This window comes from Bradyrhizobium sp. CCGB01, assembly GCF_024199795.1.
Taxonomy (GTDB): Bacteria; Pseudomonadota; Alphaproteobacteria; order Rhizobiales; family Xanthobacteraceae; genus Bradyrhizobium.
In genome coordinates this window covers 7,844,184-7,860,727 of sequence record NZ_JANADK010000001.1, presented here as the reverse complement: position 1 = coordinate 7,860,727, position 16,544 = coordinate 7,844,184, and the positions used below count along the sequence as shown (strand labels likewise).

The window sequence follows — 16,544 nt, the reverse complement described above, 5'->3', positions numbered from 1 at the left end:
TCTGAGGGGGCCGCGCTTCTCGCGAAGCGCGGCCCTTTTCATTTTGGCCTGCACTAGTCGCGGTATAGCCGCGATCGGGTGGCACTGCGTGCCTCGACCTGGCTCACCTTGTTGCGGTTCGGTCACAGAGACACAAGCCTCGCGCAAACTTCGCGCGCTAGTGTCGCGCTACGACAGGTTGGGCCTGCATTTCCGCCGCCCAAAGGCATGATGCCGCCCTGCCGTACCGGTGCAAGCCCGGTATGTCCCCAAAAATTCAATCCGTTTCAAAGGGACGTCAAGAATGGCTTCGAGCCTGCTTACCAATTCTGCCGCAATGACCGCGCTCCAGACCTTGCGGAGCGTCAGCTCGCAGCTCGCGACGACGCAGAACCGGATCTCGACCGGCCAGCGCGTTGCGACTGCTTCGGACAACGCCGCCTACTGGTCGATCGCAACCTCGATGCGCGCCGACAACGCCGCGCTCTCCGCCGTCTCCGACTCGCTCGGTCTGTCGGCTGCGACCGTCGATACCGAATATACCGCTCTGACCGCTGTCGTCGGCGACAAGACCGGTGGCCTGACCAAGCTCCAGGCGCTGCTGGTCGAAGCCAAGACCGCGGGTATCGACCGCGCCAAGATCCAGGCCGACATCACCCAGATTCAGCAGCAGATGAAGGGCACCGCCGATGCGGCCACCTTCAACGGCGTGAACTGGCTGAGCACGACCGCGACCACGCCGGCGACCTTCAACCTGGTGTCGTCGTTCTCGCGCGTCAGCGGCACGCCCACGATCGGGTCCATCACCCTGACGATCGCCAACTACTCGCTCTATACCGCGACCCAGACCGGCATCCTGGACAAGGTGAGCGGCCCAGCGTCGATCAACACGATCAACATCTCGGCGCTGACCGACTCGACCGCCGACATGACCACGCTCGATGGCTACATCGCGCAGCTCACCGCTGGCATCAACTCGGTGGCCTCCGCCGCCGCCGATCTCGGCGCGGTCAAGAACCGCATCTCGACCAACACGGAGTTCGTCAAGACTCTGATGGACTCGGTGGATCGCGGTGTCGGCCAGCTCGTCGACGCCGACATGAACGCGGAATCGACCCGCCTCCAGGCGCTCCAGACCCAGCAGCAGCTCGGCGTGCAGGCGCTCTCGATCGCCAACCAGAACAGCCAGAGCATCCTGTCGCTGTTCAAGTAAGTTTTTGACCTCGACAATGACCGTGCTCCCTATGGGAGCACGGTCCCCGCCATGAACGGCGGGGTTTGGTGGCACACGATGTGCCCGCAATTGACCTCCTGACGCCAGTCTCGTGCAATGCATCGCAGCCGATCGCGCGCCAACGCGCCCGGCGCCGCTTGTTGTTGCCGGCGAACCGACCGCGTCGGCCGAGCTTCTTGTAAAATTGCAACGTCGCGCCTGCGAACTGACACATTCGTGTCCGCGCGCAACCTTCAGACAAGGTTGGCAGCGGAGTGTCCCATACGTTCGCATTGGTACGAGGTCATATGCTGCTCAGTCGTGCGCAGGTACAGCAACTGCTCAACAATCTGCTGGAGCTTGGGCCGCGGCGCCTGATGGCCTTGGGATTGATCGGTTTTGCCGTTCTCGTCACCGTCGTCGGCGGCGCCTATTATCTGAGCCGGCCCGAGTTCGAAACGCTCTATACCGGTCTGAACCGTGAAGACGTGACGCGCATCGGCGCGGCGCTCCGCGAGCAGAACATCACCTTCGATGTCAGTACGGCCGGCGACGCCATTTCGGTACGCCCGAGCCAGACCATGCAGGCGCGGATGCTGCTCGCCGAGAAGGGGCTGCCGACCAGCGCCAATTCCGGCTACGAGCTGTTCGACAAGATCGGCTCGCTCGGCCTGACCTCGTTCATGCAGGAGGTCACCAAGCTCCGGGCGCTGGAAGGTGAAATCGCGCGCACGGTGCAGTTGATGAAGGGCGTGAAGGCGGCGCGGGTGCATATCGTGCTGCCGGTGCGCGGCTCTTTCCGCGGGACGCAGCAGCCGCCCTCCGCATCGGTCGTGCTGCGCACCGACGGCGCCATCGAAGCACGCACGGCGCAGTCGATCCGTCATCTCGTCGCCGCCGCCATTCCCGGCATGAGCCGCGACAAGGTGACGGTGCTGGATGCCGACGGTTCGATGCTGCTCGCCGAAGAGGACGAGGCGAGCGCCGCGCCGACCAAGATGGCGAGCCTCCAGAAGACCGTCGGCGGGATGGTGCAGGAGAACATCCGCAAGGCGCTGACGCCATATCTCGGTCTGGACAATTTCGAGGTGAGCGTCGCTCCGCAGCTCTCCACCGACAAGCGGCAGATCAACGAGACCGTCTACGACCCGGAGAGCCGTGCCGAGCGTTCGGTCCGGAACGTGCGCGAGAAGGAATCGTCGCAGAACGCGGACCGTTCGCAGCCGACCACGGTGCAGCAGAACCTTCCCGACCAGCAGGTGAACGCCGGCGGCGGCAAGAACTCCAGCGAGGACAAGACCCGCCGCGAGGACGTCACCAATTTCGAGGTATCATCCAAGACCACGACGACGGTGAGCGACGGCTATTCGGTCAAGAAGCTCTTCATCGCTGTGCTGGTCAACCGCGCGCGGCTCGTCGCCGATCTCGGCGACAAGAGCAACCAGGCCATCGTCGACAGCAAGCTCGCCGAGATCAGCGCGCTCGCGGCGACCGCCGGCGGACTGGACAAGCAGCGCGGCGACCAGATCCAGGTCACGGCCGTCGACTTCGTCGAAGGCTCGCGCGAGCTTGCTCCGGTGCCGCCGATCAGCTTCGTCGAGATGATCAACAAGCAGCTCGGCAGCGTCATCAACGCGGTGACCATCCTGGCCGTTGCTTCGATGCTGGTCTGGTTCGGCCTTCGGCCGGCGGTCAACGGCATCCTGACCCATCGCGCGGCGCAGGAGCAGACCGAGGCGGCTGAAGCTGCCGAGCTCGAAGCTGCCACGGCCCTTGCATTGGCTGAAAGTCAGGATCCCGAGCTCAACCTCGTCGAAGACCTCGAGGGCAAGATGCAGCGGACGCCGCAGAAGCGCCTGGAGCAGATCGTCCGTCTCGATCAGATGCAGGCGGCAGCAATCCTTAAAGACTGGATGCGACGCGAGGAGGCAGCATGAACGCGGCAATCGGAAAACTCCTGACGCAATTCGATGCGAACGGCCGGGCCAAGGCACCGCCGCCTCCGCCGCCCAAGATCCAGGACGTGCTGACGCGGCCGAAGGAGCTCCGGCGCGAGCCGCAGCCTCAGGCCCAGCCGCAGCGTCAGGCTCAATCGCAGCCGCAGCTTCAGTCGCCGCTTCCGGCGCCCGAGGCAGAAGCTCCGCCGGTCAATCTCCTGGAAGACGCTTATCGTCGCGGCCACGCCGCCGGTGTTGCCGAAGGCGATGCCAGGGTTGCCGAGGAGCGCGTCCGCAGCGCGATCCGGCTCGGCGAGGAGCGTGCCAAATGGTCCGACCAGCAGGCGGTCGCGATCGTCGGCGGCTTCGAGTCGGCTTGCCGCGAGATCGAGACCAACATCGCAAGCTCGGTCGCGCGCATATTGCTGCCCTTCCTCGCCGATGCGGTCCGCGACAAGGCGATCGGATCGCTGGTCGAGCAGATCGCGGCGCTGACCGGCAATTCGCCGGTGCCGGTGTTCAAGATCACCGGCCCGGGTGAGCTGCTCGACCTCGTGCGGACGCAGCTCGAGGCTAGCAGGCGCACGGGCATCGAGTACGAGGCCGCCGAGACATTCGAAGTCCGCGTCGTCGCCGATCAGACCGTGATCGAGACGCGGATTGCGGCATGGAGCGAACGTCTGGACGAGGCGCGCCGGTAACCTGCCATGGTGGAAGAAGTCAAGCACGAGCTGGTGATCATCCGCAGGCGCAGCGCCTTTGCGGAGGAGGCGCATCACGGCGGCGTCTGGAAGATCGCTTATGCGGACTTCATGACCGCAATGATGGCGTTCTTCCTGGTCATGTGGCTGCTCAATGCGCTGAACCAGGACCAGAAGCAGGTTGTCGCGAGCTATTTCAACCCGATCAAGCTTGCGGAGAATGCACCCGCCCCGAAGGGCCTCAAGGATCTCACCAAGAAGGAGCCGACGCAGTTCGAGGGCCAGGATGGCAAGCGTCAGCCGGCCGGGCCGAACGAAGAGCGTCGCGGCGACTCGCCGACGGCGGAGAAGCCGGCCTCCTTCGAAGAGAAGGTCCTGTTCCGCGATCCCTACGCAACGCTTACCGAGATCGCGAATAGCGCGAACCAGGCCTCGGGCCAGCGCCGTGCCGGCGCGCTAACGTCGGCCGAAGAAGACGGCCTCAAGGGCGGCGATGCCTACCGCGATCCGTTCGATCCCGGCTATTGGAAGCTGGCGCCGCAGACGTCCAAGGACGCGGATCGCTTCATCGACAGCGAGCCGAAGCCGAATGCATCCGCGCGCGACAGCGCGTCCGGGACAGGTCAGGGCGAGCCGCAGGCGCGCCGCGCCAAGCAGGACGATGCCGGCGGAAGCGTGGCTCCGAATGCGGACGCGTCGTCTGCAAGCCTGTCACCCCTGCTGCCACCAGGGCCTGTGCCATCGCAGGCTCAACGCGATGGGAGTGCCCAGGCGAATACGCAACCAGGCGCCCAGGCGAGCGCCGCGGCGCAGCCGAGCCCCAACGATGCAGCGAAGAATCTCGAAGCGCGCGAGGCGGCGCAGTCTCAGCAGCCGACCGTGAAGCAGCTTCAGTCCGCGATTGCGGATGCGCTATCGGACATCAAGGCCGGTGCGGGGCCGGTGGCCGAGGTGCGTCAAGTCGAGGAAGGCCTTCTGGTCAGCCTGACCGACGATGCGAGCTTCGGCATGTTCGCGGTCGGCTCGGCCGAGCCGCGGCCCGAGCTCATCCGCGTGATCGACAAGATCGGGCCGCTGCTGACGAAACGCCAGGATGTGATCATCGTGCGTGGCCACACCGATAATCGCGCGTACAAGTCGGAGAACTACGACAATTGGCGGCTGTCGACCGCTCGCGCTCAGATGGCCTACTACATGCTGGTTCGGTCCGGTGTCGATGCGCAACGGATCGAGCATGTCGAAGGCTACGCCGACCGGCGGCCGAAATTGCCGAACGATCCCGCGGCTGCACAGAACCGCCGGATCGAGATCCTGATCCGGGAGAAGCGCCCTTGATCAAGCCGCTCCTCCGTGCCGTGCTGCCGATGATGCTGTCGTTCACGACGGCTTACGCGTTTGCCGATCCGGCACCGTCCCCGGCATCGACCTCGGGCGAGCCCTATGAGCTCGTGCGCACGTTGCAGGCAGTGCAGGACGGCATTGCGCGTGGGGACACCGCGGCGCATGGCAGCCACATCGCGCTGATCCGGCAGGTCGGCGAAAAGTTCCTCGCCGCCGACGCGGGCGTGTGGAGCAACGCGCAGAACGGCCAGGCCGTCATCGTCTATTTGCTCAGCGGCGGCGGGCCGCAGGTCGTCCGAAAGTTGCCGCGCGATAAGCTGAACGTCGACGAGCGGCTGTTCAATGGTGCGCTGGCCTATGTCGAGGGACGCCAGGACGAAGCGCGCGAGCTGCTCAAGGACGTCAAGCCGCGCACGCTTCCATCGGGCCTGGGCGGGCAGGTCGCGCTGGTCCAGGGCGCGCTGTTCGCGCGCTCCGAGGCATCGCTCGCGATCGAGCGCCTGGACGACGCGCGCCTGCTCTTGCCAGGCACGCTCGTGGAGGAGGCGGCGCTGCGCCGCGAGATCCTGCTGGTCGGGCAGGCCGAGGATTTCGACAAGTTCGAGTTTCTGACGCTGGCCTATATCCGCCACTACCGCAACTCGGTCTACGCCGGGGACTTCTGGCAGCGCTTCTCCTCTGGCCTGACGCAATCGAGCCTCGCTCTCGACGAGCGCCGCTTTGCGCGGATCGTCACCCTGCTGGAGCAGATCGACCGCGCGAGCCGCCTCAAGCTCTATCTCGTGATCGCGCGTACCGCGATGGTGAATGGGCGGCTGGCCGTGTCCCGGCTTGCCGGCGAGCGCGCGCTGACACTCAGTGCCGATGCCTCGCCGGAACGCGAGCGCGCGCACTTCTTCCGCGGCGTCTCGCGGGCGCTCACCGACGAGTATGACGGTGGTGTCGCCGAGCTGAAAGCACTCGACCGCTCCAAGCTACCCGAGCGCGACGTCCCGTTGTTGAACGCAACGTTGCAGCTGGCACTCGATGTCCGCAAATCGTTCGCGGGCGGATCCGCCGTCGCCGACAAGCCTCCGGTCACGCCGGCGCGCCTCGATCTCGCCTCGTCGACCGCGACGCTCGCGCGCGCTCAGACAGAGCTCGGCGAACTCGAACGCCTCACCAGGGATCGCCGTCCATGACGAAACTCAGTGGAACCTCAGGCCAGGTCTTTTCGGGTCTCGCCGAAAGCCTCAACATGCGCGGCACGTCGCGCTCCGGCAAGACCGCCGGGACGAAATCGCCGGCAGATTCGTCGTTCAACGATCTGCTGCACACCGTCTCGAATCTCGCGAAAAAGGCGCTCAACGACGAGGGCAGCGATACGAGCGTGAAAGCCGGGTCGTTGCGAACGCGTCTTGCGCACCCAACCGGGAAGGACAAGACGACGGACGAGACGGTGCAGGAACGCACCGGGGCGGCTGACGAGTCAAAATCCAGTCACAAGGCTTCCGACGAAAAGACCGAGAAAGCGCCAGAGACGCAAGCTCCGGTCGACCACAGCGCGAAGGCGGATGTTTTGGACAGGCCGAGCATTCCCGCCATCGCCGGACAGGAGATCGCGGCCGTTCCGACGGTGAAGCCGCAGATCCAATCGCCGGCAGGCGACAAGAAGGATGCGCCCGCACGCGATGAGCGCGCATCCACGACGAAGCGTGAAGTTCAGGCGACAGGTATGGCGAGGATCGCCACCGCCGATCCCGCGCCGACAGCTACGGCTCCGACAGGTTCGCGGTCACAGGCCGTGGCATCGCCGACCGTAGCGGCCGCGCAGCAAGGCAGCGAAGCGTCCTCGAAGGCCATGCCCGCGACGCAGGGCTTCGAGGCCGTCACGGCCAATGTCGAACGCGCTGTCAAAGCCTCGGCGCGGGACGCACTGCCCGAAGCGACCAAGGTCACCGTGGTCCAGCAGGAGACCCATCTGCCGCCGACACAGTTCAGCGCCACGCAGCAGGTCGCCAACGCGGTCGTCGCCGAGCTGAAGGAATCGCCGGCTTCGACGGCATCCGCCGTCCCCGATCTCGCGACGTCGCAGACCAATGCGCCCGAGCCGCTCAAGATCCTCACGATCAATCTTGAGCCGCCGGCGCTCGGCAATGTCACCGTGCGCCTGCGCCTCGTCGGCTCGGAGGTCTCCGTTCACCTCGCGGCCACGCGCAAGGACACCAGCCAGATGCTGGATCAGCAGCGCGACTCGATCCGCGATCTCATGCAGTCGGCGGGCTATGTCGCCGACGTCGCGCCTGTCCAGCACGGTTCGCTGGACGGATTCCAGAGCGGCTCGGGGCAGTCGCAGCCGCAGCTCTCGGGCCAGCAACAGTCGTCGTCGCAGTCGCAAGGCTCGTTCAACGGCGCCAGCACGTCGTCGGGGCAATCGGATGGCGATGCGAGGCAGGCCCGGCAGGAGCGCCAGTCCAACCAGGAGACGCGTCATGACCAGGACGTGGGCCCGCAGATTCGCCGCGGCCCTGTTTATCTGTAACGCGGGCGCCGCCGCAGCGGCGACCGACAACGCACGGCCCTGCGAGCGCGAGATGGCGCGCGCATCGCAGCAGCACGGGATTCCGCTCGGCATTCTCTATGCCGTCGGCCTCACCGAGACCGGACGGCGCGGCGCGCTCTATCCTTACGCGCTCGGCGCCGACGGCCAGACCGTGTTCGCCAAGGACATGAACGATGCGATCGCGAATTTCGAGGCGATGCGCAGCAAGGGCATCAAGCTGATCGACCTCGGCTGCATGCAGATCAACCACTATTATCACGGCGACAAGTTCGCTTCGGTGCGCGCGATGTTCGATCCCGCCAAGAACGTCGAATACGCCGCACGCTTCCTGAAGGAGCTGAAGCAGCGCGAGGGCAGCTGGACCATGGCGGTCGCCCGCTACAACGCCGGCCCCAACAATCAGCCTGCGCAGAAGCGCTACGTCTGTCACATCGTCGCTCATCTGGTCTCGAGCGGCTTCGGCGCGTGGACCGACAAGGCGCGTTCCTTCTGTCAGCCGAAGACAACGTCATAACAAGAAGTTGTGCATGGTTCCAAACCATCAGCCCCGCGCAAGCAAGAACCCTCATTGTAACTGCACCCTACCAAAGGAGCCCAATCCATGAGCCTCTACGGCATTATGCGCACCGGCGTTTCCGGCATGTCTGCGCAGTCCAACAAGCTGTCGACGGTCTCGGACAATATCGCGAACGTCAACACCACCGGCTACAAGCGGGCTTCGACCGAATTCTCCTCCCTGATCCTGAAGAGCGGCTCGGGCAATTACGACTCCGGCGCGGTCGAGACGACCGTCCGTTACGCCATCAGCGACGCCGGGCATACGCAATTCACCACGTCGACCACGGACCTCGCCGTCCAGGGCAACGGATTCTTCGTGGTCTCGAACGCCGCCAACACGCAGCAGTTCCTGACGCGCGCCGGCTCGTTCGTGCCTGACAGCCAGGGCAATCTGGTCAACGCCGCCGGCTACTATCTTCTGGGTCAGCCCGGCCTCGTGACCAATTTTTCGCAGAACAGCCTGGCCGGCATGCAGATCGTCAACATCGCCCAGGTCTCGCAGGTGCCGGTGCCGTCGACGGCGGGGACGCTCACGACCGGCAATCTGGATCCGAAAGCGGCCGTCATTGCCGGCCCGCCCGGTCCGGCCTCTTACTCTTCGAAGAGCTCGATCGTGGCTTACAACAATATCGGCCAGGCCGTGACGCTCGACGTCTATATGTCCCATACCGCGACGGCCGCCGGCTCAGACACCTGGCAGATTCAGGTCTATGACTCCGCGACGGGTACCTCGCTTGCTCCCGCCACCACTTTCACCTTCGACACCACGGCGGCCGGAAAGGGTGCGCTGGCCGCGGCGAGCCCGACGGGCCTCACCGTGACCGTTCCCGGCGGCGCGCCGCTCGCCATGGATCTGTCGAACATGACGCAGGTCGGGACCGATTTCAGCTTCAAGGCAACCGTCAACGGCAGCGTTCCGTCGGCCATCGACAAGGTCGACGTCGACGAGGCGGGCCATGTGACGGCGGTCCTCAAGAACGGCCAGCAGCTGACGCTCTACACGCTCATGCTTGCCGACGTCGCGAGCCCTGACAATCTCACGCCCGAGCCGGGCAACGTCTATTCGACCAACGCGAATTCCGGCAACGCGCAGGCCGCGAATGCCGGCACCGGCGGGCTCGGTACGATCCAGAACGGCGCGCTGGAAGACTCCAACGTCGATCTCGCGGACGAGCTCACCGGGATGATCGAGGCGCAGCGCGGCTTCACCGCGAACTCGAAATCGTTCCAGACCGGTGCCGACCTGCTCGACGTCGTCGTCAACCTGAAGCGCTGAATTCTTCGGCGCTCATTCCGGGCAAGAGTCAATCATGTCCCTTACCGCTGCTCTCGACTCCGCTCGCGCCTCGCTCATGGCGTCCGGTATCCAGTCGTCGACCATCTCGCGCAACATCGCCGGCGCCAGCGCCGCCGGCTATTCGCGCAAGATCGCCGTTCTGGACAATTTGCCCAATGCCGGCGTCTATGTCGCGGCGATCCAGCGTGCCGCCAGCTCGGGTCTCTACAACAACGTCTTGATCGCGACCTCGTCGTCCGCCAAGCAGAGTGCGATCTATGACGGTCTTCAGACGATATCGGCCTCGACTGTGGACGATCCCGATCTCGGGCAGTCGCCGGCCGCCCAGCTCAGCAAGCTGAAGCAGGCGCTCCAGCAATATGCCAACGCCCCGGACAACACCACGCTGGCGCAGGCGGCGGTCACGTCCGCCAAGGACATGGCGACCGCGCTCAACCAGGCCACCAAGACCGTGCAGACGGTGCGCCAGGGTGCGGACGCCGATATGGCGACTTCGGTCACCAATATCAATCAGTTGCTCAGCCAGTTCGATAAGGTCAACACGGCGATCGTGAAGGGGACGATCACCGGTGACGACGTCACCGACTACCTGGATCAGCGCGACACCATCGTCTCGAAGCTGTCGGAGGAGGTCGGCGTCTCGATGACGCTTCGTGCCAACGGCGACGCGGCGCTGTACACCGACAGCGGCGTCGTTCTGTTCGACAAGACGGCGCGCTCGGTCAGCTTCGCGGCGACCAATATCTATACGGCTGGCACGACGGGCAATGCGGTCTATATCGACGGTGTCCCGGTCACCGGCGCCAATTCGGTGATGCCGATCAAGACCGGCAAGCTCGCGGGCCTTGCCCAGTTGCGCGACAACGCCACGGTCACGTATCAGAGCCAGCTCGACGAAGTCGCACGCGGCCTTGTCGAAGCCTTCAAGGAAGTCGACCAGTCCGGCGCGGCGCTGCCGGATGTGCCCGGCCTTTTCACCTATCCGGGTGCGCCGGCGATGCCGGCGAGCGCGACAGTCTCGGTCGGCCTGGCCGGCTTGATCAGTGTTGCCGCGTCGGTCGATCCGGCGCAGGGCGGCAACCCCAATCTGTTGCGCGATGGCGCGATCAGCGGCAATGTTGCATACCGATACAACACCGCCGGCAGCGGCGGCTACTCGACCCGGCTGCAGCAGCTCATCGGCAACATGGATGCGGCGCAGCCGTTCGATGCGACCACGCAAGGCAAGCCGATGGGCAGCTTGATCGACTTCGCGGCGTCATCGACGAGCTGGATCGAAAACCAGCGCAAGACCGCGGACGACAACGTCACCTACCAGAAAACGCTGCTCGACCGCAGCACCGCGGCGCTTTCGAACGTCAGCGGCGTCAACATGGACGACGAGATGTCCTTGATGCTTCAGGTCGAACGTACCTATTCGGCGTCGTCGAAGATCATCTCGACCGTCGACCAGATGTTGCAGAGCCTTCTGGCTGCCGTGGGGAACTAAGTCATGATGAGCGCCAACTATATCTCGACCTTGATGCTGTCTTCGTCGTTGAGGTCCTCGATCACGAACAACCAGGCTGCGCTGACCAAGGCCTCGAAGGAAGCCACCACCGGCCGCTTCGCCGATGTTGGCCTCGAACTCGGTGCCACGACGGGAAACGACGTCACGCTGCGGGCGGATTTCAGCTTCGCCGATCAGCTCGTCGATACCAACGGGCTCGTCTCGGGCCGCCTGGACACGACACAGAACCGGATCACCCAACTCAATACGACAGCAACGTCCTTCCTCAAGGACCTGATCGCGGCCCGCAGCACCGACGGCGGCGGGCGGATCATCCTGCCGCCTGCGTCGTCCAACCTCCAGGACCTGATCGGCGCGCTGAACGTCTCCTATAACGGTTCGTATCTCTTCTCGGGCATCAACACGCAGAACACGCCGATCACGGCTTACACCGCGGGCTCGGCCAGCAAGAACCAGGTCGACGCCGATTTCCTCGCGACCTTCGGCTTCTCGCAATCCTCGCCCAGCGTGAACACCATCACCCCGGCGCAGATGCAGACCTTCCTCGACACCACTTTCGATGCCGAGTTCGCGAGCCCGGCCTGGAACACCAACTGGTCATCGGCCACCGACCAGGTCATGCAAAGCCGTATCTCCACGACCGAGATCGCCGATACGTCAGTGAGCGCCAACCAGGCCGGCTTCCGCAAGCTCGCCGAGGCCTACACCATGATGGCGGATCTCGGGAATGCGAACCTGGACCAGGCGACGTTCCAGGTCGTCGTGGACAAGGCCATCGGGCTCGTCGGTAACGCCATCACGGACCTCGCTGCGCTCGGCGGCAGCGTCGGCACGGTCCAGCAGCGGGTCACCGGCGCCACCGACAAGCTCAAGACGCAGCAGGACATTCTGAACAAACAGATCGTCGGTATGGAGGCGGTCGACCCGACCGAGGCCTCGGTCCGGGTCAACACACTGCAGACGCAGATCCAGACGGCACTTGCGCTCACCTCGCAGCTTCAGAAGCTCAGCCTCGTCAATTATCTCTGAGCCCAGGTTCCTGGTTAGGCTCGCAACCTTTGTCTCATTGTTTGGTCTCCTGCGCAGAGTGGTTCCGATGACGTTTGAAGCCTATGGAGCGGTCGTCGACGATAGCGGCTATGAGGCGCGGGGCCGCGAGCGGCAGGCGCTCAGTCTCGGCATCGACCGGCTCGAGCGGCTCCAGGGAGGGCGCTTCAGCCGCGAGGACCAGGTCGAGAGCCTGCTCTATGTGCGGCGGCTGTGGACGATCTTCATCGAGGATCTGGCGCATCCGGAGAACGGCCTCCCCGAGAAGCTGCGCGCCGACATCATCTCGATCGGCTTGTGGGTCGTCAAGGAAGCCGACCGCCTGCGCGAGGAGAGGTCGAACGACGTGATGCAGCTCATCGAAATCAACCGCATGATCCGAGACGCGCTTTAATGAAAGTATCCTTGCGGGCGGGCGAACGCATTTACATTAACGGCGCGGTGCTGCGCGTGGACCGCAAGGTCTCCGTCGAGCTCGTCAACGACGTGATGTTCCTGCTCGAAGGGCAGGTCATGCAGGCTTCCGACGCCACCACGGCGATGCGGCAGCTCTACTTCATCGTCCAGCTCATGCTGATGAACCCGACGGATATCGGCGCGGCAGCGGCGCTCTATGGCGAGCATCATGCGTCCCTGCTCGCGGTTTGCGAGAGCCGCGAGATGCTCGACGGGCTCGCCGCGATCCACGAGCTGGTCGGAACGACACGTTATTTCGAGGCGCTCAAGCGGATCCGGGCGCTGTTTCCGGTGGAGGACGCCATCCTGGCCGGTCTCGCCGGCGCCACCACCGAGATTCCATTCGAGGCTGCCTGACAGCGGAGAGGCTACATGAACGTCACCAGCGCGACCGACAGCACCAGCAAGTCCAGTTCGACCAACTCCACCACGACCACGGCGAGCAACACCGTCGATTACAATACGTTTCTTCAGCTCCTCGTCGCCGAGATGAAGAACCAGGATCCGACCAATCCGATGGACACCTCGCAATATATGAGCCAGTTCGCCCAGCTCTCGACGGTCGAGCAGGCCATGCAGACCAATTCGAAGCTGGATGCGCTGCTGTCCTCGCAGTCGCTGTCACAGGCCAATGGGCTGATCGGGAAAACCGTCAGCTTCACCGACTCGACCGGGGCGACCTTCAGCGGCAAAGTCACTTCGATCTCGATCAACAGCGACGGCTCCATCGCGACGCTCGAGAACGGCACGAAGGTCGCGGTCGGACCCGGACTCACGATCAGCCAGTCATGAACGAGAGGGACGCCCTCGACATCGTCCAGGCGGCGATCTGGACCATCATCGTCGCCTCCGGCCCCGCCGTCGGCGCCGCGATGCTTGTCGGCACCGCCATTGCGCTGATCCAGGCGCTGACCCAGATCCAGGAGGTGACGCTGACCTTCGTTCCGAAGATCATCGTCATTCTCCTGGTCGTTGCCGTCTCCGGTTCCTTCATCGGCGCGCATCTCTCCACCTTCACCGAGCTGGTCTATTCGCGGATCGAGCACGGCTTCTGATCCGCGAGAGCTCCGGCCACCACCCCCGCGTAAGCTTTGCACGGCAGATTGGGGGTGGACCCTCTGCCGGTGACCCATGGCCGATACGTTAGCTGCTAGCCTGCCGACCCCGCGACGATTGGGGGCCGACGCGTTTTTCGCGGGCGGTATCGTGGCCATGCTCACGATCCTGTTTCTGCCCATACCGCCGATCCTGATCGACCTCGGACTTGCCATCTCGATCGCACTGTCGGCGCTGATCCTGATGGTTGCGCTGTGGATCCAGCGGCCGCTTGATTTTTCCGCGTTCCCGACCGTGCTGCTGATTGCGACGATCCTGCGCCTGGCGCTGAACGTCGCGACCACCCGTTTGATCCTGTCGCGCGGCGGGGAAGGCGAGCAGGCCGCGGGCCACGTCGTTGCCGGCTTCTCGAAATTCGTCATGGGCGGCGACTTCGTCATCGGCCTGATCATCTTCGCCATCCTGGTGACGGTGAACTTCGTCGTGATCACCAAGGGTGCAACGCGTATCGCCGAAGTCGGCGCCCGCTTCACGCTAGACGCCATCCCCGGCAAGCAGATGGCGATCGACGCCGATCTCTCCGCGGGCCTGATCGACGACAAGGAGGCGCAGCGCCGGCGCCGCGAGCTCGAAGAGGAAAGCGCGTTCTTCGGCGCCATGGACGGTGCCTCAAAATTCGTCCGCGGCGATGCCATTGCCGGCCTGATCATCACCGCGATCAACATCTTCGGTGGCATCATCATCGGCGTAACCCATCACGGCCTGACCCTGTCGCGCGCCGCCGACGTCTACACAAAACTCTCGGTCGGCGACGGTCTGGTATCGCAGATGCCGGCCCTGATCGTGTCCCTGTCGGCGGGCCTGCTGGTCTCGAAGGGCGGCACCAGGGGCTCGGCGGAGCAGGCCGTGCTACGGCAGCTCGGCGGCTATCCCCGCGCGGTATCTGCCGCCGCGCTGATGATGTTCGTGCTCGGCCTGATGCCGGGTCTGCCGATGGCGCCCTTTGTGCTGCTCGGCGGCGTCATGGCCTTCGTCGGCTATTCGCTGCCGAAGCAGCAGGCGGCCTTGAAGCAGAAGGAAGATGCGCGCAAGGCCGACGAGCGCGCCCAGGCCGAGGCCAAGGACTCCGTCAAGGAGTCGCTCAAGACCGCGGAGATCGAGCTGTCGCTCGGCGGTCATCTTTCGGTTCACATGCTGGGCTCGCGCACCGAGCTTGCGCACCGGGTCAGCAAGATCCGGAAGAAGTTCGCGAAGCAGTATGGTTTCGTGGTTCCCGAGATCAAGCTCAGCGACAACCTGTCGATCGATCCCAAGGGATACCAGATCAGGATCCACGACACGCGCGTCGCCCATGGCGAGCTCCGGCTCGGCGAGGTGCTGGTGCTCGTCGACAAGGACGGCAAGCCCGACGTGCCCGGCGAAGAGGTGATCGAACCCGCTTTCGGCATGAAGGCGCTGTGGGTGACGGAGGCGTTCACCGACGAGGTCAAGCGTCAGGGCTGCAAACCCGTGGACAATCTGTCGGTTCTGCTCACGCATCTGAGTGAAGTGCTCAGGGCAAATCTCGCGCAGCTGCTGTCGTACAAGGACATGCGCGGGCTGCTCGACCGTCTCGAACCCGAATACAAGCGCCTGGTCGAGGATCTCTGCCCGTCGCAGATCTCCTATTCGGGCCTGCTGGCGATCCTGAAGATCCTGCTGGCCGAGCGCGTGTCGATCCGAAACCTCCATCTGATCCTGGAGGCCATTGCCGAGATCGCACCCCATGTCCGGCGCTCCGAGCAGGTCGCAGAGCATGTGCGGACGCGCCTTGCCCAGCAGATTTGCGGCGACCTCTCCGACAACGGCGTGCTGAATGTCGTCCGCCTCGGCAATCGCTGGGACCTGGCGTTCCACCAGAGCCTGAAGCGCGACGCCAAGGGCGACGTCGTCGAGTTCGACGCCGACCCGCGCCTGATCGAGCAATTCGCGACCGAAGCCAGTGCCGCGATCCGCAAATTCACCGAGAACGGCACCAGCGTGGTTCTGGCGGTGACCCCCGAAGCCCGCCCCTATGTCCGGATGATCCTGGAGCGCGTGTTTCCGACCTTGCCGATCCTCTCGCATGTCGAGGTCGCCCGCAGTGCCGAGATCAGGGCGCTCGGAGCCGTCTCGTGATCGCCGGCCTTGCCGACAGCGTGCTGGTCACGTTCATCGTGTTCTGCCGCATCGGCGCCTGCCTGATGCTCGTGCCCGGCTATTCCAGCGTCAACGTTCCGGCCCAGGTCCGCCTGTTCGTCGCGCTGGTCACCACGTTTGCGCTGACGCCGATCCTGATCGCGGTCCTGAAACCTCTGACCGACAACGCCGCGCCGTTGAATCTCGCGCTCCTGATCTGCTCCGAGCTCGTGGTCGGCAGCGTCATCGGGCTCGGCGGGCGCGTGTTCTTCCTCGCGCTCCAGACCATGGCGACCGTGATGGCGAGCGCGATCGGGCTGAGCAACATCCCGGGAACGCCGGTCGGCGACACCGATCCGGCGCCGGCCCTGGTGCCGCTGATCATGGCCGCCGTCACCACGCTGTTCTTCATGACCGATCAGCACTGGCAGGTCCTGCGCGGGCTGATGAACTCCTACGACGTCTGGCAGCCCGGCAACAGGATCGGCGGCAGCATGGCGCTCGACCAGCTCGTCGGCCGCCTGTCCGAGGCGTTCGTGCTGACGCTGCGGATCACGAGCCCCTTCATCGTCTACTCGGTCATCGTCAACCTCGCGGTCGGCCTGATCAACAAGCTGACGCCGGCGATTCCGGTCTATTTCATCTCGGTGCCCTTCGTGCTGTTCGGCGGCTTCCTGCTGCTCTACCTCACCAGCGACGAGCTCTTGACGCAGTTCATGCTCGGCGTCTCGTCGTGGCTGGCGGAGTGAT

General features: G+C 64.6%; 16 protein-coding genes. All 16 read left to right on the top strand.

Annotated features, from left to right (window positions below; all coding sequences use genetic code 11):
* Window positions 1-283: 283 nt before the first annotated feature.
* Window positions 284-1,192, top strand: coding sequence for a flagellin (locus NLM25_RS36980; RefSeq protein ID WP_254122810.1), 909 nt, complete (start codon window positions 284-286; stop codon window positions 1,190-1,192).
* 308 nt (window positions 1,193-1,500) lie between these two features.
* Window positions 1,501-3,129 (top strand): flagellar basal-body MS-ring/collar protein FliF, encoded by a 1,629-nt coding sequence (fliF, locus tag NLM25_RS36975; protein WP_254140182.1) that lies wholly within the window; start codon window positions 1,501-1,503, stop codon window positions 3,127-3,129.
* Window positions 3,126-3,830, top strand: a complete 705-nt coding sequence (locus tag NLM25_RS36970; protein WP_254140181.1) for a hypothetical protein — start codon at window positions 3,126-3,128, stop codon at window positions 3,828-3,830. The genes fliF and NLM25_RS36970 overlap by 4 nt, the downstream gene beginning before the upstream one ends.
* A 9-nt stretch (window positions 3,831-3,839) precedes the next feature.
* Window positions 3,840-5,165, top strand: a complete 1,326-nt coding sequence (locus NLM25_RS36965; protein WP_254141323.1) for a MotB family protein — start codon at window positions 3,840-3,842, stop codon at window positions 5,163-5,165.
* Window positions 5,162-6,352 carry a chemotaxis protein gene (locus NLM25_RS36960; RefSeq protein WP_254140180.1) on the top strand — a complete coding sequence of 397 codons (1,191 nt, stop codon included), beginning with the start codon at window positions 5,162-5,164 and terminating at the stop codon, window positions 6,350-6,352. Before NLM25_RS36965 ends, NLM25_RS36960 begins: the two co-directional genes overlap by 4 nt.
* Window positions 6,349-7,692 carry a flagellar hook-length control protein FliK gene (locus tag NLM25_RS36955; protein WP_254140179.1) on the top strand — a complete coding sequence of 448 codons (1,344 nt, stop codon included), beginning with the start codon at window positions 6,349-6,351 and terminating at the stop codon, window positions 7,690-7,692. The genes NLM25_RS36960 and NLM25_RS36955 overlap by 4 nt, the downstream gene beginning before the upstream one ends.
* Complete coding sequence (locus NLM25_RS36950; RefSeq protein WP_254122800.1) at window positions 7,643-8,227, top strand: transglycosylase SLT domain-containing protein; 585 nt, start codon at window positions 7,643-7,645, stop codon at window positions 8,225-8,227. The genes NLM25_RS36955 and NLM25_RS36950 overlap by 50 nt, the downstream gene beginning before the upstream one ends.
* An 87-nt stretch (window positions 8,228-8,314) precedes the next feature.
* The gene (locus NLM25_RS36945) at window positions 8,315-9,547 is read left to right on the top strand and encodes a flagellar hook protein FlgE (protein ID WP_254122799.1); all 1,233 of its coding nucleotides are present in this window, start codon (window positions 8,315-8,317) and stop codon (window positions 9,545-9,547) included.
* A 34-nt stretch (window positions 9,548-9,581) separates the two neighbouring features.
* Complete coding sequence (gene flgK, locus NLM25_RS36940; RefSeq protein ID WP_254140178.1) at window positions 9,582-11,057, top strand: flagellar hook-associated protein FlgK; 1,476 nt, start codon at window positions 9,582-9,584, stop codon at window positions 11,055-11,057.
* 3 nt (window positions 11,058-11,060) lie between these two features.
* Window positions 11,061-12,107, top strand: coding sequence for a flagellar hook-associated family protein (locus NLM25_RS36935; RefSeq protein WP_254140177.1), 1,047 nt, complete (start codon window positions 11,061-11,063; stop codon window positions 12,105-12,107).
* 67 nt (window positions 12,108-12,174) lie between these two features.
* Window positions 12,175-12,519, top strand: a complete 345-nt coding sequence (gene flaF, locus NLM25_RS36930; RefSeq protein ID WP_254122793.1) for a flagellar biosynthesis regulator FlaF — start codon at window positions 12,175-12,177, stop codon at window positions 12,517-12,519.
* Window positions 12,519-12,938 (top strand): flagellar biosynthesis repressor FlbT, encoded by a 420-nt coding sequence (gene flbT, locus NLM25_RS36925; protein WP_254122791.1) that lies wholly within the window; start codon window positions 12,519-12,521, stop codon window positions 12,936-12,938. Before flaF ends, flbT begins: the two co-directional genes overlap by 1 nt.
* Window positions 12,939-12,953: 15 nt before the next feature.
* Window positions 12,954-13,373: a flagellar hook assembly protein FlgD gene (gene flgD, locus NLM25_RS36920; protein ID WP_254122790.1), complete on the top strand. Its 420-nt coding sequence runs from the start codon at window positions 12,954-12,956 to the stop codon at window positions 13,371-13,373.
* Window positions 13,370-13,636, top strand: a complete 267-nt coding sequence (gene fliQ, locus NLM25_RS36915) for a flagellar biosynthesis protein FliQ (protein WP_254140176.1) — start codon at window positions 13,370-13,372, stop codon at window positions 13,634-13,636. The genes flgD and fliQ overlap by 4 nt, the downstream gene beginning before the upstream one ends.
* A 76-nt stretch (window positions 13,637-13,712) precedes the next feature.
* Window positions 13,713-15,794 carry a flagellar biosynthesis protein FlhA gene (gene flhA / locus NLM25_RS36910; RefSeq protein WP_254122786.1) on the top strand — a complete coding sequence of 694 codons (2,082 nt, stop codon included), beginning with the start codon at window positions 13,713-13,715 and terminating at the stop codon, window positions 15,792-15,794.
* Window positions 15,791-16,543, top strand: coding sequence for a flagellar biosynthesis protein FliR (fliR, locus tag NLM25_RS36905; protein WP_254140175.1), 753 nt, complete (start codon window positions 15,791-15,793; stop codon window positions 16,541-16,543). The genes flhA and fliR overlap by 4 nt, the downstream gene beginning before the upstream one ends.
* Window position 16,544 lies beyond the last annotated feature (1 nt).

Excerpts from the sequence above, each read along its gene's own strand:
- NLM25_RS36980 (WP_254122810.1), top strand. The coding sequence starts at position 284 with ATGGCTTCGAGCCTGCTTACCAATTCTGCCGCAATGACCGCGCTCCAG.
- fliF (WP_254140182.1), top strand. The coding sequence starts at position 1,501 with ATGCTGCTCAGTCGTGCGCAGGTACAGCAACTGCTCAACAATCTGCTG.
- NLM25_RS36970 (WP_254140181.1), top strand. The coding sequence starts at position 3,126 with ATGAACGCGGCAATCGGAAAACTCCTGACGCAATTCGATGCGAACGGC.
- NLM25_RS36955 (WP_254140179.1), top strand. The coding sequence starts at position 6,349 with ATGACGAAACTCAGTGGAACCTCAGGCCAGGTCTTTTCGGGTCTCGCC.
- NLM25_RS36950 (WP_254122800.1), top strand. The coding sequence starts at position 7,643 with ATGACCAGGACGTGGGCCCGCAGATTCGCCGCGGCCCTGTTTATCTGT.
- NLM25_RS36945 (WP_254122799.1), top strand. The coding sequence starts at position 8,315 with ATGAGCCTCTACGGCATTATGCGCACCGGCGTTTCCGGCATGTCTGCG.
- flgK (WP_254140178.1), top strand. The coding sequence starts at position 9,582 with ATGTCCCTTACCGCTGCTCTCGACTCCGCTCGCGCCTCGCTCATGGCG.
- NLM25_RS36935 (WP_254140177.1), top strand. The coding sequence starts at position 11,061 with ATGATGAGCGCCAACTATATCTCGACCTTGATGCTGTCTTCGTCGTTG.
- flaF (WP_254122793.1), top strand. The coding sequence starts at position 12,175 with ATGACGTTTGAAGCCTATGGAGCGGTCGTCGACGATAGCGGCTATGAG.
- flbT (WP_254122791.1), top strand. The coding sequence starts at position 12,519 with ATGAAAGTATCCTTGCGGGCGGGCGAACGCATTTACATTAACGGCGCG.
- flgD (WP_254122790.1), top strand. The coding sequence starts at position 12,954 with ATGAACGTCACCAGCGCGACCGACAGCACCAGCAAGTCCAGTTCGACC.
- fliQ (WP_254140176.1), top strand. The coding sequence starts at position 13,370 with ATGAACGAGAGGGACGCCCTCGACATCGTCCAGGCGGCGATCTGGACC.
- flhA (WP_254122786.1), top strand. The coding sequence starts at position 13,713 with ATGGCCGATACGTTAGCTGCTAGCCTGCCGACCCCGCGACGATTGGGG.